Genomic DNA, 19,845 nt, shown 5'->3' with positions numbered 1-19,845 from the left:
GTCCCGAGAAGCTCAAATCTTCTCAAGAAAGCGTAATCCCCAGGGCCATCAACACCACATAAACCGCCTTGCAGGAGAGATGCAGCGTCTGGTCGGTGGCATAGCCGTATTTACCCTCGCCCTTGCCCAAGTCGACCAACCAGTGAAGCACCAGTTCAATGAATCCGAACATCATGCTTCCCGATACGATCCAGACCGCACCCGCGTGGATGAGCGAGTGCGCCGTGAGGGCAGCCACCCATTCGAACATGGTGGACGCATTCCGACGTTGCTTGACCCGCGCCAGATAATCGCCCTGCAGGGGGAAGTCGGCCAGCGAGTGAGCGATGGCGAAGGCAAAAAACAAGCCGAAGGGACCTTGCTGCTGGAGAATGAAGCTCACGCGTGGGGTTTCCAGAAGCTTTGCAGAGCCGACTTCTCAGCCTCGGAATCGGCGAGCTTCGCATTCATGGCCCGGATGCGGTGGCCGACGAGCCGAAGCAGGCCGCGCATGAAAGCCACACCCGCCACCGGGTCACTTTCGAAGAAACCCTCAAGCTCGGAAGCGGAGATGCTCCAGATCAGACACTCGCTTCGCGCTACCACGGAGGCACTGGCAGTCGCCGGATCAAAGATATTCACTTCCCCCAAAGAATCCCCCGCTCCGAGAGTGGCCACCAACAGGTTCCGGCCTCCCGCTGCCGAGATGACATGCAGCATGCCGGAGATGATCAGGTAAAGGTTCTCCTGGGCACTACCTTCCTCGATCAATGCCTCGCCATTCTGCGGGCGGACAAAGGAACCGAAGGAGGCTAGGAATTCCCGGTGGGAGGCATCGACGTCAGCCAGGAAGCCGATCGCAGGTAGTTCGGGGAGAGGGGAAGAAGAACTCATGGCGATTCGACTACAGAATGACTGGCCGATGTGCGAAGGGCTAGCAGGAAATCACATGCAGGCTGGATCAATTTCGCAACGCGGAGATCTCGATGTTAGCTTGTCTTAACCGGTCACAAAGCTGGAGCGAGATCTCAGTGAGGATCTTCGCCTTCAGCAGGGGTCGGCTGGCACCGATCTCCTCGAAGAGCGCTCGTGGAATGACCCGGCACTCCACCTGTGCCATCGCTACCACGTCTGCGGAGCGTGGCGATCCGTCGAGGAAAGCCAACTCCCCGAAGCTCATGCCCGCAGAGAACACATCAAGACGCTGGTAACGCTTCTCGCCGAGTTGGAGGCGAACTTCGACGCTGCCCGCCATGAGCACGAATAGCTCGTCTGCATCACCGCCAGCTTGGATGATGTTCTCTCCCGGGGCATAGTGTCTCGATTCCAAGTTGGCATCGAGGAAGGCCAGCTCTTCGTGATCGCATTTGCCGAAAAGCTGGCAGGCATTCAGCGAAACCAGTTCCGCCTCGGGCGAATAGCCAGGCTTCACGCGGGCCAGCACCGCATTCTCGCAGGATTCGAGCGCCGCGTCCTCGCTGAAGAAAAGCGAGTCCTCGTCCAGCCCTGCGGAGACCAGAGCCTTGGTGAAGCGTCCGGTATGGCAGCAAAGCAGCCCCACGCCTTCGGCCGAGCATTGCAGCCATAAACTGTGGAGCATCCTCAGGGAAACCAGATCGATGGAGAACACGTAGCTGAAGTTCAAGATGATGTGATCGCAATAAGCGACCTGCTTCACGAGCTCGCGCACCACCGGCTCGATCGTCGAAAAAAGAAGCGGCCCCTGAAGCTCCATCACACGAATGCGGTCTCCGTAGCGCCGCAGTTCGCGGAAGGTGGAGGATGGTAGCCGTCTCCGCGAATTTACCTGGGCCGCATTGTAACTTCGCCGTACCGCAGGCTGAGGTACGGCACTAGGATTGAACATGTGCAGTGAAAGCTCACGGGCCAGGTCCATGCAAACCCGGATCCCGCGGGCGCTGTTCCCTTGGCTATCCAAGGGAGGGGAGAAAACCCCGATACCCAATTGTCCCGGCAGCACCGCAAGGATGCCACCGCCTACCCCACTCTTTGCGGGCAAGCCGACACGATAGATCCATTCACCCGACCAATCGTACATCCCGCAGCTCGCCATCACGCCGAGCACATTGTCCACATACTCATGCGCGATCGCACGTTCGCCGGTAATGGGATTGAAACCGCGATTCGCAAGCGTGGCTCCCATCACCGCAAGATCGGCGCAAGTAACCCGTAGCGAGCACTGCTGGAAATAGGTCTCGAGAATATCGCGAGGTTCCTCCTCGATGATATCGAAGTTCCTCAACATCCAGCCGATTGCCCGGTTGCGGTGCCCGGTCATGCTTTCCGAACGATAGATTTCCTCGTCGATCTCAAGCTGGCCACCTGCACAGCGAGAAAGGTAACGGGTGATCCGCTGGATCCTGCTCTCCCCGTCACTCTCCAGAATCTGCCCGCAAGTCGCGATGGCTCCCGCATTGATCATCGGGTTGAATGGCGTCCCGGTGCCAGGCTTGAGGCTGATCGCATTGAAGGCGTCCCCCGAAGGCTCGACACCGATCCGGGAAAGCACGTGTTCCTCTCCCCGGTCTTCCAAGGCCAGACCATAGGTGAGCGCCTTGGAGATCGATTGGATGGTGAATTTCTGCCTCGTGTCCCCGACCTCATAGAGGTGCCCGTCGCGCGTGGCGATGCAGATGCCGAACCAATCAGGGTTGGCTTTCGAGAGCTCCGGAATGTAGTCGGCGACATTCCCCTCCCGGAAAGAGGCGTACCGTTCGTGGAGACTTTTGAGGATTTGGGAAATAGGCGACTTCATGCGGAGGGGCACATCCCAAGAGCAGGTCAGATACCCGATTGCCACGGAGGACACAAAAAGAGCGGGAGTCGCCCGGAAAACTTCGTCATGGCCCCAAAAGTTCGACTTTGACCCGATAGATACCTGAAGAAGAAGTGGCCGCCGGATCGACAAGGGTCCTAGTGCCGCCAAGTGCAAAGGGGCCTGCCGTGACCACATCCGTCCAATCGGCGGTGGGTAGATTCGTGCTCCTTTGGAGGATGTAGAGGCGGCCGGCTTTGACCGGCACGGTCAGCAAGAAGGTATTACCCTCACGCTCCGATCCAGAGACAAAGAAAGCATCGGACCGATTGAGAGGATCCGTACCGGCGATATATTCGTCCAGATTTAGAATGCCATCGCCATCCGGATCGGAGCCATCGGCCGCATCGCCTGTATTCGCGGTCGTCGCGAAATGAAGCTGACGCCAGTTGAAGAGGGGAGAAAGTTCGGGCAGGTACGTGAATGTGACCGTGGTTAGGTTGTTCGCCAGCACGTTGGTAGACTGCTGAACCGGAGATCGAAAACCCGGGATGGTTTTCAACTGCAGGACGTATTGGCCCGGCATCATGTTGTTCTTCCGTGCGCCGGAAACCACGAAGCTCGAATCGCCGCCGAGCTTCCAAAGCGCACCGGCGAGGCGAGCTTCCGCGGGCTCGATGATCACGCTCAGCGCTCCTCTCGTGGAACTGGCGGAGACAGCCGTATAGCTGGTCTGGGAAATGCCGCCCGTATTGTTGTTGTTCCCTGTATTCGCGGTCAACTCGGCACGGTTGAAGAGATCGATCACCTCTCCATCGATCGCCCGGACATGATTCTGGGAATTGCTGCCACCCACATAGATGCCCGCCGGGAAGTAATTGCCACCATTGGTTTGGATGCACAGCGGTCCACCATCCATGCCATGGAGGCCCATGATCGTGCTTGAACCAAAGATCACATCCGTCACCGGCACGAAGGCATCCGTGAGAGTTCGGGAGGCCTGCATTCGCCCATGATTCGAGATCGAACCGCCCCCGCGGACCGGATAGCCGACCAAGGTCTTAAGCGAGGTCGCAGTCGCCAACGGTTGGGTCGCTTCATCCGTGGCAAGGAACCCGGAGTAACCACCCCGCCCGGCGTCTTCGAGAAAGTAAAGGGCTGCGACATTCATCTCCTGCGCCGCGAGTGAGGGGAAGCCGGGCGTATCGTCCTGCTCTCGCTGCGCCGCGTAGCCATCGAAGACATAAAAGCCGCGCGGAGTTTGAGGCTTCGGCTCGTGGACCGCGCGGTCCTGCTGGAAGAGCCACTGGACGCCGGGGATCTGGGCCAGCGTGAACTCATCGAAAACGCTCTGCGCGACGGTCGCCACGACGCGCGTCTTCACCGCGAAGCCGCTGTGCGAACCGGTGTCATTCCGGATCTGGCCAACGTACGCGTAGGGCTGGTTGCGACGGGTAGACACCGTGTCGTAAGGCAGCACCCGGATCGAGCTGGCTCCGGAATCCAAGTCGGGGTCATAGGCAAAGGAGACGACCTTCGATTCTCCCGGGCCAAGGACAAGGGTGCATGGAGGAGGAGCATCGAGATCCAGCGCCGCCTTGAACTCGATCAGGTAGCTGCCCGGCATCAAGCCGCTCGCGGTCTCCCCGGACTCCCGCCATGGCAGGTCATCGTAGCCGAAGAGACGCCACTGGATACGATCCGAAAGCGGCACCTCCGGACCGGAGCGATTCACCGGGATGAGGTTTACTTTGATGCTGCTGTCAGGCGGTGTGGGAGAGACGAAATATTCGCGATTGAGCACCAACGTCGGAGATCCGCTAACGACACCGACCAATTCCCGGCCCGGCTGATGATAGCCCAGCACCGGCAGGAACTCGATCTCGCGGTCTCCCGTTGTCAGGCCGGTCGCCATGCTTCCGGAAGCACGCCATTGGATCTCGCCAGCCAAGCGCCAAGCCCCCATCCCGGCTGGGGCCAAATTCACCTGCAACTGGCCCTGACGTTCGCCCACATCGAGCTCGCGCGGGAACTTCTGCAGCAGGCCGGCCAGATTGTCGCTCCGGAAGCTCTTCACCTCTCCTCTCGAAAAGATTGTGAAGTTATCAGGCCGGACCGCGAAGGTTCGGAAATGGTAGATTTTATCAGGTTCGAGATCCGCGAGATCAACCTGCACGGGGAGTTCAACCTCGCCATTCACGGAGCCGCCCGTGATGGCGATACGATTCGGGAAACTCACGCCATCGGTACCATATTCGAAGAATACCTGCGCCAAAGCCCCATTGGCATTTGCGGTGCCGAACAAGCGAACGCTGGTCGAACTCAGGGCAGTAGCCCCCAAGGTAGTCGCGAGCGGACCCATCGGCGAGGTCGCGAAAGTCCGGTCTTCCCCACGCCCGGTTCCCGAACTGTTCGTCGCCACCAGGCGATAATGATAGGTCCTCCCGGGAAGCAATCCCGTCGCTTGGGCCACTACGATCGAGGGATCCGTACCGCTGCCAATTCCCCGAGCTTGGGTTGAGTGCCCGTAGGAGGGGGTCAGCCCGTATTCAAAGCGGACAAAGGTAGTCCCTCCCTTCGGATTTGCGACGCCTTGGAGAGCTACCGAAGTACCGGTGACATCCTGCGAACCACCGGTGGTTGCTGCCGGGATGGCCGTCGGAATCCCCGAACCACCCGTCGCCTGATTGGCAATGAACACGACATCCTCGCCAAACGTCGTCCCTGCCGTGCTGTTTCCGACAAGCCGGTAGTGATAGATGGTATCAGGCGTCAGTCCCTGAAGCATGTATGAGATATCGACCACCGACGCCCCACCTGGCACCACCTGCACCGGTGTGGTATTGCCATAAGCAGTGGTCTCGCCCCACTCGAAGTGGACGGAGGTCGTCGTCCCGTTCGTATTAACCCCGCCGATCAGTTTCACCTTGGTCGCCTCTATATCGCTCGCTTGGCCGGTAGCCACGACAGGAGGGGCCGAGCTGGTAGTGAAAGCGCTATAAGAGGCGAAGCTCGTGCCCGCACCGGTGGTGATGCCGATGCGATAGTGATAGGTGGTCCTGGCACGAAGACCGGTCACGGGCTCTTCGATCGCAAGTGGAAGGTTGCCTGAAATCACATCACCCGCGGTGGCATTCCCGAAGTCGGTCGTAGTGCTATACTGAAAAAACACGGTGCCCATCCCGTTCGGCGTCGCCATGCCGCGCAGGGTCGCATTCATGTCGCGCACGCCTGTGGCGGTTCCCGTCACAAGAACAGGGGTTTGCGAACGATTCACGGAAAGGACATAGCGTTTGGTGACGCTGCCGTCGCCGGAGATCACATCGACATTGATCACATTTGCGCCCAGGCCGAGGGCAATGGGATCGCTGGCGGCATCCGTCGGAACGACCACATTTTTCACCTTCACCGTCGACTGGGTAACTTCCACCTGCGGTGTCACCAGTATCGCGGAGACCTCATTCGGGACATTGATTGCGTAGGCGGTGACCGTGGAACTGAAGGGTTCGATCGGGCCCTCACTGGTGACCAGGCCAATCAGGTTCGCATTTGCCGAGGGAAGGATGTTGATGCTGGATGTCGTGCTATCCGCCGAGCCGCTAATGCTGTGGGCACGCACCCAATAACTGGTATTGGCCGTCAGGGGCGGCGTGGTGAAAAGCGGGGAGGTGGCACCCTCCACGGGATGGCTCGTATCTCCGCTCTGTCCCCGATACCATTGATAGCTTGGATCCGGAAGACCCGTTGCCTCCACCACGAGTGCCGCACTCGTGCCATACTGGATACTCCGCGTCGCCGCGGGCTGTTGTGTGATCCGAGGTGCAGTCCCGGTCACCGTTAGCGTCAGCGTGCCGCTGCCCGTGGCCCCTCGGACGGCAGTGGAGACCTCGGCTTCATAGACGCCGGGTTCTGTGGCAGTGCCGCTGACGATACCACTGGATGGATGAATGGAAACACCCGCCGGAAGACCGCTGGCGGCCCAACTCGAACCCGCATCACCGGTTTCGCTGGATTCCACCTGATAGTTCATCGCTACCAGATAGGGTGCTGTGAAAGCTTGGTCCGCCACCACCGGCACAAAGGTCAGCACCAATTCGCGAGTTCCTGCTCCACCGGAATTGCTAGCTCCGACCGTCACGGGAAAGATCCCGGCTTCCTGAGGAATGCCGGAGATGATCCCAGTCTGGGGATGGAACTCCAATCCGTCCGGCAGCAAGCCGCGAAGCGAGTAAAGGAGGGGCGAATGGTCCGCGCTAATCTGATAGGAGAACCCCTCGCCACGCACTCCCGTCACCGCTGTCGCGGAAGTGATGACGGGACCATCAACTGTCTCCTCATAGGTAAAGGTCACCGTTTTGATCGTCCCCGCCGTCACTGTCGCCGCCTGTGGAGCTGGCGGCACAAAGCCCTGCACGGTGGGAAAGCTGATGCTCACAGCTCCCGGCTCCAGATCGCCCGAAGTATCGCCCGAGAACACATAGGAAGAGGCGCTATCCAAACGCCAGCCCGCGCCTGCAGCACGCGCGGCCGCAGGTTCAATGATCACGCGGAGGGCTCCATGGGTTTCACTATCGTATTCACCCGATTGAGTATTCGAGAGGCTGCCACCGGTGGCACCTGCCGCAGCCCCAGAACTGGCCTCGGAGAAACCGATCATCGTGACCACGTCACTATCCAACGCCCGCACCACCGTCTGATTGGTGCCACCGAGGTAAATCGCGGCAGGATAGTACCCGCCATTCTCATTCAGCACACAAAGCGGCCCTCCCGACGCTCCGGCGCTCGCCCGCACATCCGGGGTAATGTAAGTTCGCTCGAATGACTTCGTGAAATTCACCGCCGCGGGCGGCGTGGCGTGCATTCGGTCGATACCATTGTCGCCGATGCCGTCGATCGGATAACCAGCCACGGTTTTCAACGCGCTGGACAGCAGGAACTCGTTCGAAGAGGTATCACTCGCTAAATAGCCGCTGAACCCTCCCCGGCCCGCCTCCTGGACGAAAAACAAGGTCCCCGCATCCAAGTTCTGCGAAGCAGGGGTCGAAATACCGGGTGAATTGTCCTCCGCGCGTTGCGCCGCATATCCGGTCATGAGGAAAAACCCCCTGGGCGTCTGCGGCACCGGATCATGCGCCTGCCGGTCATGCTGGAACAGCCACTGCGCACCCGTAGCGGCAGACAGCGTCCCATCGTTGAAGAGAACGTGGCCCGCAGTGACCACCACACGCGGGCGCACTACAAAGCCGCTTCCTGATCCGGAGTTCGTGCGGATCTGACCCACGTAGGCGTTTGGCAACGCCTCATCGCCGGACACCTCCTCGAAGGCAAGCAGGTCTGGCGGCACGCCCACCGGACCCTCCTTGATATAGTAGATAATGGTGAGGGAAGTCGTCTGTCCATGGGCCACCACGGCGGTTACCGGATGCGGGGTGCTCCGGCCTTCCACCTGTTTACTAAGGATCACGTAGTTTCCCGGTGCGAGGCCATTGACCGTGGTTCCACTTTCCTTCCACTCCGCATCTCCTTCGCCAAAGAACTTCCAACGCGCCGGCGCGATACCTTCGGTTAAATCCTGCGGCTTGAGGAAAACGGTGAGAGCACCAGTTCCAGCCTCCGCGGAAGGAGCATAGCTTCGGAACAGAGCCACTGGCGCGGCGATACTCGCCACCGCGACCGTTTCGTTGGCAGGCTTCAAATAGCCGGGCACCGGGCGGAATTCGATAACGCGATCGCCAGCCGTCAACCCCGTCGCCGGAACCCCGGACTCCCTCCAGAACTGCTCTCCTGCAAAGCGCCAGCCGCTCCCAATAGCCGCCGGACCGAGCGTAATGCTCACTGAACCTTGACGATTCGCAGCCGTCACACCCGGTGGGAATTGCCGGATTAATCCGGAAAGCGATGCGACATCGAAACCCTTCACCTCGCCCATGGCTTGGCCCTGCGGACCGACCGCCCGCACACGGAAATAGTAGGTGACACCTTGGGCTAGCTCCGGCACCTCCGCGCTGACTTCCGTGTTTAGGTCTCCGGAGACATTGGCGGGCACTGCGCGGACGCTATTGAAGGTAACGCCATCCGTGCCGTAGTCGATCCATGCTTCGGCCGTTGCACCGCGCGCACGGATGCTACCATCGAGCTTGACGCTGGTGGTCGTTAGTACGGTCGAGTTTCCGGTTACCGCGGTCGGCGGGGGAAAGCCGGTGGTGAAGGTGGCATCTGCGCCAAGGCTCTTGCCAAGGTTGTTCGAGGCGGTGACGCGATAGTGATACGTGGTTCCGGGCAGGAGATCCGACACCGTCGCTGCCACTGCAGCGGCGCCGTTGCCATTTCCGATACCTTGCAAGACGGAGGTCTGTCCGTAGGCTGCGGTGAGACCGTACTCAAATTGCACCAATGTCGTTCCCTCGTTGGGATTCGCACTACCCTGGAGAATCGCGGACTCCGTTCCCACGCCCACCGCATTCCCGGTATGCACTGCCGGTGCAGCGGTCGGCGCTCCACTCCCGCCTCCGCCCCCAGGCTGCACTGTAAAGACGACATCCTCGCCCAAGGCGGTGCCGGCCGCATTGCTTGCTACCAGGCGATAGTGATAGGTCGCACCGGAGATCAGCGAAATGTTCGGCGCCTGCACGTTCACGGTGGCAGCACCCGCCGGGATGTTCTGCACCGCGGTGGCTTGGCCATAGACTGAAGTCAGGCCGTATTCGAAGTAGGCGGATGCCTTTACACCGTTCGGGTTCAGTCCACCTACCAGAGTTGCCGTGGAAGCGGTCACGTTCGTGGGCGTGCCGGTCGCAGCAACCGGCGGCTCCGGTGGCGTGGCGAAGCTCAGCCCATTGCCGAACTGCGTTCCACCTGCGCCGATCACCACGGCGCGGAAGTGGTAGATGGTGGCACCCTTCAAGCCGCCGAGGCTGGCCGCAAAGGGCCGCCCGCCGGTCCCTGCGACGTCTCGTTCCGGTGTCCTGCTCCCGTAGGCAGCAGTCGGACCGTATTCGAAATAAACCGTCGCCACGCCGTTCGGATTCACCGTCCCATTCAAGGTCGCACGAGCCGAACTAATGACCAGAGCCGGGGCGGTTGCCACGGCGACGGGCGCCGCACGGTTGATCGAGATCGTATAGATCCGGGTGGTCACACCGTCTTGGGCAGTGACCAATGTCGTGATGAGATTGTTTCCCACGCTCAGGGGAATCACGGGACTCGCAACACCGGAACTGACTTGATTGCCCCCGACCTTCACCGCCGCTCCGGAATGGGCCGCAGTCGCCATCACCGTAATTCCCGAAACCGCATTCGGAACCGTCGTCGAATAGGTGCCGATCAAGGAGTTGAAAGCAGGCGAAAGGGTCGCACCGCTGACGTTAAGAGCTGAGAGGTTGGCATTCGACGAAGGCTGCGGGGGTGGTGGCGTGAAGACGCGGATCGAACCTGTACCGCTGATAGCTCCGCCGCTGTTGGCTGCATGATAGACACCATTCGCCTGTGGGATGCCGCCGAGCACCAGCGACAGCACCGTGTCTTGGCCGGAAAAATTCAGATCAAGTACGGCTCCAGCACCAATGGTCACCGTGCTGGCATCGTTCGCCGTATTCGACTGGGAAAGCTTCAAGGTGCCGCCTTCCACAGTGGTATTGCCGGAATAAGAAGCCGTCCCCGTCACCGCAAGAATTCCGGAGCCCGACTTCGTCAAACCGGCATTCCCGGAAACCCCGCCGCCCAAGGTTACCTTCCCGGAACCGATACCGCCGCAGTTCAAGTCCGCCAGCAGCATTACCGGCGTGTTGATCGTCACGTCCGCTGTTCCATCCTGCTGGATCTCCGGAGAACTCGCTCCGTTCGCGATCAATCGGATGCCATTCCCGGCAAGAGTCACCTCGGAGCCCCCGAAACGAAGCTCGCTTATGAGAAAGCCTGCACCGAGATCCTGCGTCGCGGTGTAGCGCCCAGCCTCCTCGAACTCGAGCACGTAGCCTGCGAGGCCACCGGTTACGGGCCCACTTCCGCTTGCTTGGTCATCGGTCCACTTCGTCGTGTCGCTCCAATTTCCAGAGACGGCATCGGTCCACGTGAATCGCATCGGATCTGCCGCAGTGGCAGGCAACAGAAAAGCGAAGAGCAGGAAGGTCTGGCTCAGGATCCTTTCAAGGAGGGCAATGCGGGAGGGAAGCATGGCTCTTATCGGGAGGGCGGAGACTTCTCATTTGCGGCCACCCACAAATTCATCAAGGCGGAGAATCATGGCTTGAAGATGATCCTTCACCGGCGCAAAGGCCGGATCGGCCACCCACCCCGAAACCACCGCCAAGGCATCGCGGTCATGTACCGCCAACTCGGGCCCCGAGGGCGCGAGTTCATTGGTCAGCAGGTTGTTCGAGACGAAGCGGTTGTTGTTCGGATAGACGCCGGCGAAGGCGCTCAGCTCCGTGGCGGTTCGTGCCGGGTCGAGCAGCCAGTCCTTCACCAGCTTCCTTTGCTCCGGGTCGCGGAGATCGGCGCGGGCAAATTGCTGGGCCACCATCTCAGGACGGCTGCGCTGCAGCTCGCGGTCCGCCAAAAGCCGGGGCAACTCGCTCCCCGGTTGCCGCTGCACCAAGCGATCCAGCGTCAGAAAGCCGGCGTGAGCCAGATCCTTGCGGTCTTTCATCTGGATGAAATTGGAAAGCAGCGGCGTGCTCTCCGTGGCCTCTATGTGCACCAGCACGTCAAAAGCATTCAGATATCCGATCGAAGGCTTCTGCTGCCACGCCGGGTTGCCGATGAGCTCCTGGGTTTTCCCCAGTAAGAAAGCGCGGTCTTCCCTTTCCTCACCTTTCGCAACATTGCGCAAGGCGAGAGCCCACTCGTCGGCATTGGTCGGCTTCGAAAGAATCTCGCGGCTAACCGCGGCGGCAGCGGCCGGATCGATTTCCAACAAGGTATCCAGCAGGAAAGTACGAAGGCTTGGCCAGCCGCTTAGCTTGCCTCCTCGGGCGATCTCAAAAGCGAGCCCGGTCTTCCGGTCGTCCCCACGATCAAGAAAGTCGCGAATTCTCGCGATGGCTTCTTCCTCGGGCATTGAAGAAAGCGCCAGACGAAGTTCGCTCAAAGAGCGGTGCACCTCCTCATCCGAGGGTTCTTCGCCGAGCGACTCCAAAAGAGGAGCAATGGGATCCTCCGCCGAAGCGATTTCAGAAATCTCCGCGATCTCCCGGCTCGCTGCTTCCGCCGGGGCAGTCACCTCGCGCGGACCTCGCTTCCAAAGCAATACCCCACACAAACCCGTGGCAAGCAGGGCAAGCGCAAGCGCAGCAACTTTGGAGGAGCGCATGGGAGGGGGCTGAAGGTTCTCCGCGCCCCGGGGCGATGGGCGGGAATGATACCGGCATACCGGCAGGCAACTGCAGGTAAGGGGGGGGTGATTCAGCAGGGCGTAGCCGGGGTGGGGTATCGACAGCTTTCCCGTCAATACGAACTAGCTGACTCTTCCGAAACGACGTCGTCTTACAAGCCCAAAACAGCACCACACCCTAACTCGGCTGCATTTTGCACCTCTACTTTTCTGTCATCTCCACCACCCCGTCGGTAACCCGATCCCCATCGGCCAGGCGCTTGAGATAGAAAGCCGATGGTCCGTCCGGAGCACCCTTGGCCCTTTCAACGCAACGAAAAAGCTCCTCGGCCTGCTCCGGGTCGTTCGCATGAAGCAACTCAAGCGCCTTCCCATAGATCCCAAGCCACTCCGGCTCCGGCCTGCCCTCCTGCGGCCCCAGCAATTCATGAACGACGGTGATTTCTTTGCGCCCCTTTACCTTCAAGCGACCCACTAAGCGGGTGCGGAATTCCTTATCGATCTGCTGGCGCACCTCCTCACTGATTAGTGTGTTCGTGCCGAGGGTCTTGTTCAGGGACTCCAAGCGGGATGCCAAATTCACGGCATCACCGATCATCGTGTAGTCCACGCGTTTCACGCTGCCGATGTTGCCAGCCACCACTTCTCCGTAGTGCACGCCGATACGGGTTTGGAGCTCCACTCCGTCGATCACCAGCTTCGCGCTATGTCCCAATTTCCATGCGGCGCGCGCCGCCTTCAGCGCGGACTGAGGCTCTGGCAAGGGCGCACCCCACGCCGCAAAGATCGCGTCGCCGATAAATTTGATCACCACGCCATCGTCATCAAAGATATGGCAGGTGGTCCGCTCGAAGTAATCGTTCAGCGTCGCTACGATCTTCTCCGGATCCCCTACCCGTTCACACATGTTGGTGAAATTCTCGAGATCGGTGAACATCATCGCTCCGTGAATTTTTTCTCCGCCGACCTTCATGCGGAAGCCCTCTGCGGTCAGGCGATCGAGCATCTGCGGTGAGACATATTTGGCGAAGGCCTCCCGGAGCTGGCGCTGCTCCTCGCTCAGCTTCACACGAAAGAAACGCTCCACATAAAAGTGAGAGAAACCGCCCCAAACCACCGCCACGGGGATTTGAAGGAACGCCGGCACGCTCCATAGGAACCAGATCTCCTTGTAGTGTACCATCACGGTTCCGAGAACCCCGAGCAGAAGGATGCCAAGGAGTCCGGCAAGGATCCCCGGCAGGGGGCGCAACCGCGTAAACCCCGCGCCCGCGAAGATTCCCGCCAGGATCACCAACCTGTCATCAAAAGCCTTATCCGCACGATTGAGCCAGTTCCGCTCCTTGAGATTTGAGAGAATGGTCGCCTGCACCTCCACCCCGCTGGTCAGGGCTAGGCGGTCCCGGTCGAAGCGATGGAAAGGTGTGTTGAAAAGATCGATGCCAAGAGCTGCCCCCACGATCCCAGGCTTGGCACCGATCACCACGACCTTGCCGGCGAGATCAACCGGAACATCACCATTGAGGAGATCAGAGGCATTGTAGGAAGGAATCGCCGGATGCGACGCCGGATTTCCCGGATCGGGCGGCGGCCCCGCATAGTTGATCCAGCGCTCGTTGAGGCGGGTTTCCTCTTCCAATGGTGCACCTAGCGCGACAGCCGCTTTCCAAGTCATCGACGGCTCATCCCGGGTCCCCGCGGTCAGCTCGCGGACCGTGAACTTCCGATCATGGACCAGGGCCACCAATCCGAAGTCATCGGCAGCAGCCAGCAGCTCATCCGTGGGGACGACCAATTGCTCGATGTTCGCACCGGTCTGGCTGACGCTGTTTCGCCCGCAAGCCAGAAAGACTTGGCGCCGCGTCGCTCCCGCCACCTCTTCTCCTGCTTCATCGATACCGCGGAAGCGCAGCATCGCCGCTGCAAACTCGCGATCCACCGCAGGATCTTCCGAAGGCCGATCAAAGATGAGGTCGTAGACGGCGGCCCTTACCCCGGCACGGTTCAGAATATCAAGCAGCTTGGCCTGCGAGCGGCGATCGATAAAACGTCCGTCGAGGTCGTCGATGTAAACGATCCTCACGTCCGCTCCTGCACCCGAACGATGGCCAGCAATGAAGGGCAAATCATAGCTCAAGGTCCTCACCGGCCCGCCGGGCTGAAGCAGACCGAGGTAGCCTGCGGAGATCGCGAGCACGATCCCTACCAACGCGGCAAGCAGCCGCACGCGGCGCTCCGTGCTGCCTGATGAGCCCGTGGGCGGAGTCATAGTAGGCGGCATTGGCGCACAGCTCTTAGAAGGTGAAGCGGCAGCGGACCACTGCTGTGCGATCCCGTACAATTTCCTGCCGCGGATTGAGCGCGCTCAGTCGGTAATCGGTGTCGCCAATGTTTAGCACGCCCGCACTGATCTCACACTGGTTGTCATAGAAACGGTATCCGGCCAGCGCGTTGAATTGCCAGAAGGCATCGCCGGAGCGATAGGGCCGTGAGGGAGCGTCTTCGAGGTCCTGCGAAAAGTAATTCGCTTCAAGGCGGGCAAAGAGACCGGTCGGCGAATTCCAGTTCGCGCTCAGCAACACTTCGTAAAGCGTGGCCCGGTCTTCCATGCGGGCGAATGGCGCGATCGATGCGGGCAATTCCGGCAGGGCGGCATCCAGCTCCGAACGGGTCACCCGGAAACCCGCACCCACTGAAAATTGGTCCGCGATCAGCTGGTTCAGCGTGAGGCTCAGGGAGCGCTCCTCGTATTCAAGATGCTCCGCCATGCTATCGGCAAAGTAAGCGGGTGTGGACGGAAAGACCCCCGCATCGTAACCGGTGAAGATCCCGCGGGTTCGGTCCACCTCCTGTTGAATCACATTCACCGAAGCGCCCCAGTAAGTTCGCGTCGGGATGCTGCCCTCCGCGCTCAGCCCCCAGATGTCATAGTATGGAGCCTCCACCGACCCGGTGATCGATTCGGAGATCACGGTGCGATAAGCTTGGTTGAAACCCGCGAGTTGCACCGGTTCAAGGCGAACGCTTTCATCGAAGCTGACGCCACCGAGCCCGCCCGCGTACATCCCGCGGAAAGTGGCCCAGCGCGTGGGCGTGTAGGTAAAGCCGAATTTTCCGGAGAACTCCTCGTCGTCCCGCTGCAGGTTGTTCACGGGCGGATTGCGGAAGTTGTCCGGATGCTCGATGTGATCCCAAGAGGCACCACCGATGAGGGTCAGGTTCGGCAGAACGCGCCAGTAGTCGTAGCCGTAGAAACTCAGGCGGTCGAAATCCACCACCGAGTGCTGTTGGACTGCGGGCGTCTCGAAGCCACCGTTGAAGTTCGGCCGCTGCGCCACCAATCGCGTGTCGGTCTCAAATTCGCCGGATTGCCAGCGGGCTCCGGCGATCAGGAGGTTGCGGTCGGTCTGATAGATCTGCTGGATCTCGGCGCTATCGATTTCGAAATTCCGCCGCGAGTAGAACGCGAAGGGTGCGCCGCTCACATCCAGCACTGCCCCCCTGCCGAGATAAGGCTGGATTGCTCGCAGCAGATCGCCCGAGTAGATCAGCGACTCCCCGTCCGGCCCCAGCCCCACCGCAGGCGGATCGGCATTCTGCAGGTTCGGGTCGGTGAACTGGTCCACGCCATTCACGTTCTCAATAAAGCCCGGCCGAAGTCCGTCGGCATCCCGCTGCACCAGCAACTGCGTCGAGGACGGATTGACGAGCACCTGCTCGGCACTGAGATGACCGCCAAGAAAAAGCGTATGCACGCCCGGAGCCCAGCGGTGATTCCAGCCGCCCAGCAGCATCCCGGGCTCCTGAGTTTCCTCGAAGTCGAGGTGGGGCTCCACGGGAAGATTGCTATAGGTATCGAAATTATCCCCGCCGTCCTGATCCTGCCACTTGCCGAGGAAATAGAAGATATCATCCGGCGTCGGCTGCCACTTCAGCTGGCCGTAAATCTCCTTCCGCGTAGCATCATTGTTGAAACGGTCACCGCCATTGTTGTCTCGATAGACGGCATCAAGACCGAAGCTGAAGTCCCCCGCGGTTCCGAAGAATGAAGCCACGGTGCGGGTCTCGCCATCGCTACGGATTTCACTCAAAAGGCTCCCGCCCAGACCGTCTGACTCCAGCATCTTGGAAAATTCCTGCTGCGAGACAAACTGGGAGAGCTGGCCGCCACCTACCGGCGCAAGCAGGTAGGCCAGCAACAGTTCGTTGAACCACGGCGTCTCGTAGCGCAAGGTGATGCGATCCGGATCGCGCAGGGCATCGAAGGAGTTCGCGAGAAAAAGATGGGCGGAGGCATTCGTGTAATCGTTCTCCACCGCACGCGTGGCCTCGCGCACCGCTACATCCTGCATCCCCGCGTTCTGATAGATGCGTGCCATGTTCGCGCTGCGCACCGCGCGGTCTTGGTCGAGCAAAAGCTGCGAACGGTAAACCCTGCGGTTGTCATTAAGCAGGATCGATTGATTCAGATCATCGATCGCCTCGTTCGGACGGTTCTGCTGCTGGAGTTCCAGCGCCGAGTAAAGCCACGGCGTGGGATCCCTCGGGTCCAGCGAGCGAGCGAGATCGAGATCCTTGCGCGCCTCCTCCTTTCTCCCCTCCATGCTCAGCGCCTTTCCCAGATAGCTGTGATAGATCGAACCTGTGGGCTCGACCGTCGAGGCGGTTTGCATGTCTGCCCGACCACCCGCAAGATCACCACGCCGCGTTTTTGTCAGGCCAAGGCCGAGCCATGCCGATCCCAGTGCGCCGTCCAGACGCACCGCTTCTTGAAAGGCTTTCTCCGCCTCCCCGATGTCATTGTCGGCACTGAGCACATAGCCGCGCAGGGCATGGGCCCGGGCATTGCTCGGCGTGAATTGAAGGCCGGAAGCAAGCGCTGCACGTGACTCCTTGGTACGACCGAAGGAGAATTCGAGTTCCGCGAGACGCGTCCACGCATATCCGTTCTCTGGAGCCAACCGCGTCGCGATGGTCGCAGCATCGCGAGCCCCTTTCAGGTCCGAGCGTGACTGGCGGTAGTAGCTCTCGGCCATCGCTTCACCGGTGGTTTGGAGGCGATCGTCCGGCCAAGGCTCCCCCTCCCGAAATTTCACCGCCGAAATCATACGCTCCAAGGCGCGTCGGCCAGAATGATCCACAGGCACGCCTTTGAGGCACCTCTCCGCTTCATCGAGACGCCCTACAGCCAGCAAAACTGCAGCTTGGTAAAGCCGGCCGCCGCTGCCTTGCGGTTCCCGGCTGGGATAGCGCTCCAAGGCCGCAAGGAGATCACCTTCGCGATAGGCAGCCAGCGATTTTGCCACCGCCTGCTGCTCGCCTGCCGTCATGCCGAGTTCGCTCGGATCGAGCACCGCCGGATAATAAAGCGCCCACTGAAGCAGGTTATTCGCCATGATCATCGCGGTACGCCTTGGCGCGAGACCCGGCGCAGCCTCCCCCGCTTCCCCTGCAGCAAGCACCAGTTTGCCTTGGGGATTGGCAAGTTCGACCTCGCCTTCCAGCACATGGAAACGGGAGGTCCCATTCGCCGCGACATGGACATAAAGCTGGGTGCCACGCATCGCACCATTCGCCGCCGGGGTTTTGATATCAATCTCCCCACCCTTTTCACGGCTGAAGATAAAGGCCGCACCACTACCGACATCCAGCCGCGGCTTGGTCTCTTGAAAAAGACCGGGCGCGATCTCCACTGTGGTGAACTGCTCCAACCGCATCGTATAAAGATCGGTTAGCTTCAAGGTCGCTCGGCTGCGCTGGCGCGTCCGGACGCGATCGCCAACCGCCAGCGATTGATCCTTCGCCGCAGCCGTCCACGCTCCATGAGCCCCCTTGGAGGCTTGAACGATATTCTCGATCTCGAGCACCTGTGCGTTCTGGCCGCACACGGTTCCCACCGCGGCCCCGAAGGCCGATAGGAAAACGACACGATATCTCATGCTGTCGGGAGGCTGGAGGGGACAGGGACAAACAGCAGGCAGGCCTCAAGAGACCCACAAGGGGAAAGCGAGAGGAAAAGGAGGGCAGCAACGCAAACGGGGTGCCGGGACTCCACAGCACCCGGGAAATTGCGCCACGCCTGCGCACATATCTATCTTCGGTCTAGCAAACAAGCTGAAAGTCGATTCCCGCTTGCCAGTTGGGGGTCAGCTGTCGCAGGCTTTAGGTGTTCGCATGATTACCCGTCTTTTTTCCGCGGCTCTCCGGGGCGTCGATGCCCAAGAGGTCGAAGTCGAGGTCAACGTCCGCGGCGCGGAGAAGCCGCAAGTGATCATCGTCGGCCTCCCGGATGCCGCGGTGAGAGAATCGTCCCAACGAGTCATCTCCGCTATTAGCGTGTCCGCCCTGCGATTGGCCGAGGGCATCAAGACGGTCAACCTCGCGCCCGCCGATCTGAAGAAGGAAGGACCTTCCTTTGACCTACCGATCGCGCTGGCCATGGCATCCGCGAGCGAAGACGTGATCCTCCCGGCTGACGACTGCTGCATCGTGGGTGAGCTCGCGCTCGATGGGGAAGTGCGTCCGGTAAAAGGCGTCCTCGCCATCGCGCTGGAGGCCAAAATTCGCGGGCGCTTGCGAGTCCTCGTGCCTGAAGCAAACGCCGCGGAGGCCGCTATCGTGGAAGGCATCCAGGTCTTCGCCATCCGCTCGCTCTATCAGGCTTGGAAATTCCTACGCGGGGAAGAAGAGATCGCACCTTTTACCCTGAACCGCCGCGCCTTCTTCGAAGCACACCGCCGCTACGAGGTGGACTTCGACGAAGTGAAAGGCCAGCACCATGTGAAGCGGGCACTGGAGATCGCTGCGGCTGGAAATCACAATCTCCTGATGGTCGGCCCGCCCGGCACCGGCAAGTCCATGCTCGCGAAGCGCATGGCCACCATCATGCCCGACATGAGCGAAGACGAAGCGATCGAGACCACCAAGATCCACTCGATCACCGGCATGCTCGACCCGAAGCGCGCAATGCTTTCCACGCGTCCCTTCCGCTCTCCCCACCACACGATCTCGGACGCCGGCCTGCTCGGGGGCGGAACCAATCCGGGTCCCGGCGAAGTCTCTCTCGCTCACAACGGGGTCCTCTTCCTCGATGAACTTCCCGAGTTTCGCCGCAGCACCCTGGAGGTCATGCGCCAGCCCTTGGAAGACGGGACGGTAACCATCTCTCGCGCCGCGGGGTCTCTTACCTTCCCGGCTCGCTTCGTCCTGGTTTGCGCCCTGAATCCTTGTCCTTGTGGTTTCTACGGAGACCTCCGCCGGGCCTGCCGCTGTAGTAGCCGCCAGATCGAGTCCTACCGGCAGCGCATTAGTGGCCCGTTGTTGGACCGCATCGATCTCCACGTGGATGTCCCCTTGGTCGAGTACAAGGACCTCGCCTCCGAAAGCACCGGCGGCACTCCTTCCTCGGTCATCCGGGAACGGGTCAGCGAGGCGCGCGCAATCCAGCAACGCCGCTTCAAGGGCAAGGGAGGCGCTACCAACTCCGTCATGTCGCCGCGCCTAGTCCGCGACCATTGCAAGCTCGACAGTACAGGGGCCGGCTACATGGAGCATGCGATGGAGCAGATGAACTTCTCCGCCCGGGCCCACGACCGCATTCTGAAAGTGGCACGCACCATCGCGGACCTCGGCGGAAGCGACATCGTCAGGCCGGACGACGTGCTTGAGGCCATCCAATATCGCAGCCTCGACCGGAAGCTTTTCAATTAGAGGCTACGGCCTGCCTGCGCGGCTGGACTAGCTCCGGTGATACGCTTCC

At 60.6% G+C, this 19,845-nt stretch carries 8 protein-coding genes; 1 reads left to right on the top strand and 7 read right to left on the bottom strand.

What is annotated here, in order from left to right; all coding sequences use genetic code 11:
* Nucleotides 1-22: 22 nt before the first annotated feature.
* The 7 genes from HHL09_RS16150 to HHL09_RS16120 form a co-directional block, all read right to left on the bottom strand.
* Nucleotides 23-382 (bottom strand): DUF3307 domain-containing protein, encoded by a 360-nt coding sequence (locus HHL09_RS16150; RefSeq protein WP_169455655.1) that lies wholly within the window; start codon nt 380-382, stop codon nt 23-25.
* Nucleotides 379-873: a Crp/Fnr family transcriptional regulator gene (locus tag HHL09_RS16145; protein WP_169455654.1), complete on the bottom strand. Its 495-nt coding sequence runs from the start codon at nt 871-873 to the stop codon at nt 379-381. The genes HHL09_RS16150 and HHL09_RS16145 overlap by 4 nt, the downstream gene beginning before the upstream one ends.
* A gap of 67 nt (nt 874-940) precedes the next feature.
* Nucleotides 941-2,755, bottom strand: coding sequence for a glutaminase A (gene glsA, locus HHL09_RS16140; protein ID WP_169455653.1), 1,815 nt, complete (start codon nt 2,753-2,755; stop codon nt 941-943).
* An 85-nt stretch (nt 2,756-2,840) separates the two neighbouring features.
* On the bottom strand, nt 2,841-10,928 hold the full coding sequence (locus HHL09_RS16135; protein WP_169455652.1) for a cadherin-like beta sandwich domain-containing protein: 8,088 nt from the start codon (nt 10,926-10,928) through the stop codon (nt 2,841-2,843).
* A gap of 27 nt (nt 10,929-10,955) precedes the next feature.
* Nucleotides 10,956-12,065: a hypothetical protein gene (locus HHL09_RS16130; RefSeq protein ID WP_169455651.1), complete on the bottom strand. Its 1,110-nt coding sequence runs from the start codon at nt 12,063-12,065 to the stop codon at nt 10,956-10,958.
* 223 nt (nt 12,066-12,288) lie between these two features.
* Nucleotides 12,289-14,355 (bottom strand): adenylate/guanylate cyclase domain-containing protein, encoded by a 2,067-nt coding sequence (locus HHL09_RS16125; protein WP_169455650.1) that lies wholly within the window; start codon nt 14,353-14,355, stop codon nt 12,289-12,291.
* Between the two features lie 25 nt (nt 14,356-14,380).
* Entirely contained in the window at nt 14,381-18,025 is a 3,645-nt protein-coding gene (locus HHL09_RS16120) for a FecR domain-containing protein (protein ID WP_169455649.1), read from the bottom strand.
* Nucleotides 18,026-18,260: 235 nt separating this feature from the next.
* On the opposite strand from HHL09_RS16120, the gene HHL09_RS16115 reads away from it, so the two are divergent.
* Nucleotides 18,261-19,796 (top strand): YifB family Mg chelatase-like AAA ATPase, encoded by a 1,536-nt coding sequence (locus tag HHL09_RS16115; RefSeq protein ID WP_169455648.1) that lies wholly within the window; start codon nt 18,261-18,263, stop codon nt 19,794-19,796.
* Nucleotides 19,797-19,845: the final 49 nt, after the last annotated feature.

Origin of the sequence: Luteolibacter luteus, from assembly GCF_012913485.1 — a bacterium.
Lineage (GTDB): Bacteria > Verrucomicrobiota > Verrucomicrobiia > Verrucomicrobiales > Akkermansiaceae > Haloferula > Haloferula lutea.
The sequence above is the reverse complement of the archived record's forward strand: the minus strand, read 5'-3'. Positions and strand labels throughout refer to the sequence as shown.

What these genes read in the sequence shown, in the direction of transcription:
- HHL09_RS16145 (WP_169455654.1), bottom strand. Translation starts at nt 873, where the DNA reads ATGAGTTCTTCTTCCCCTCTCCCCGAACTACCTGCGATCGGCTTCCTG.
- glsA (WP_169455653.1), bottom strand. Translation starts at nt 2,755, where the DNA reads ATGAAGTCGCCTATTTCCCAAATCCTCAAAAGTCTCCACGAACGGTAC.
- HHL09_RS16135 (WP_169455652.1), bottom strand. Translation starts at nt 10,928, where the DNA reads ATGCTTCCCTCCCGCATTGCCCTCCTTGAAAGGATCCTGAGCCAGACC.
- HHL09_RS16130 (WP_169455651.1), bottom strand. Translation starts at nt 12,065, where the DNA reads ATGCGCTCCTCCAAAGTTGCTGCGCTTGCGCTTGCCCTGCTTGCCACG.
- HHL09_RS16125 (WP_169455650.1), bottom strand. Translation starts at nt 14,355, where the DNA reads ATGACTCCGCCCACGGGCTCATCAGGCAGCACGGAGCGCCGCGTGCGG.
- HHL09_RS16120 (WP_169455649.1), bottom strand. Translation starts at nt 18,025, where the DNA reads ATGAGATATCGTGTCGTTTTCCTATCGGCCTTCGGGGCCGCGGTGGGA.
- HHL09_RS16115 (WP_169455648.1), top strand. Translation starts at nt 18,261, where the DNA reads ATGATTACCCGTCTTTTTTCCGCGGCTCTCCGGGGCGTCGATGCCCAA.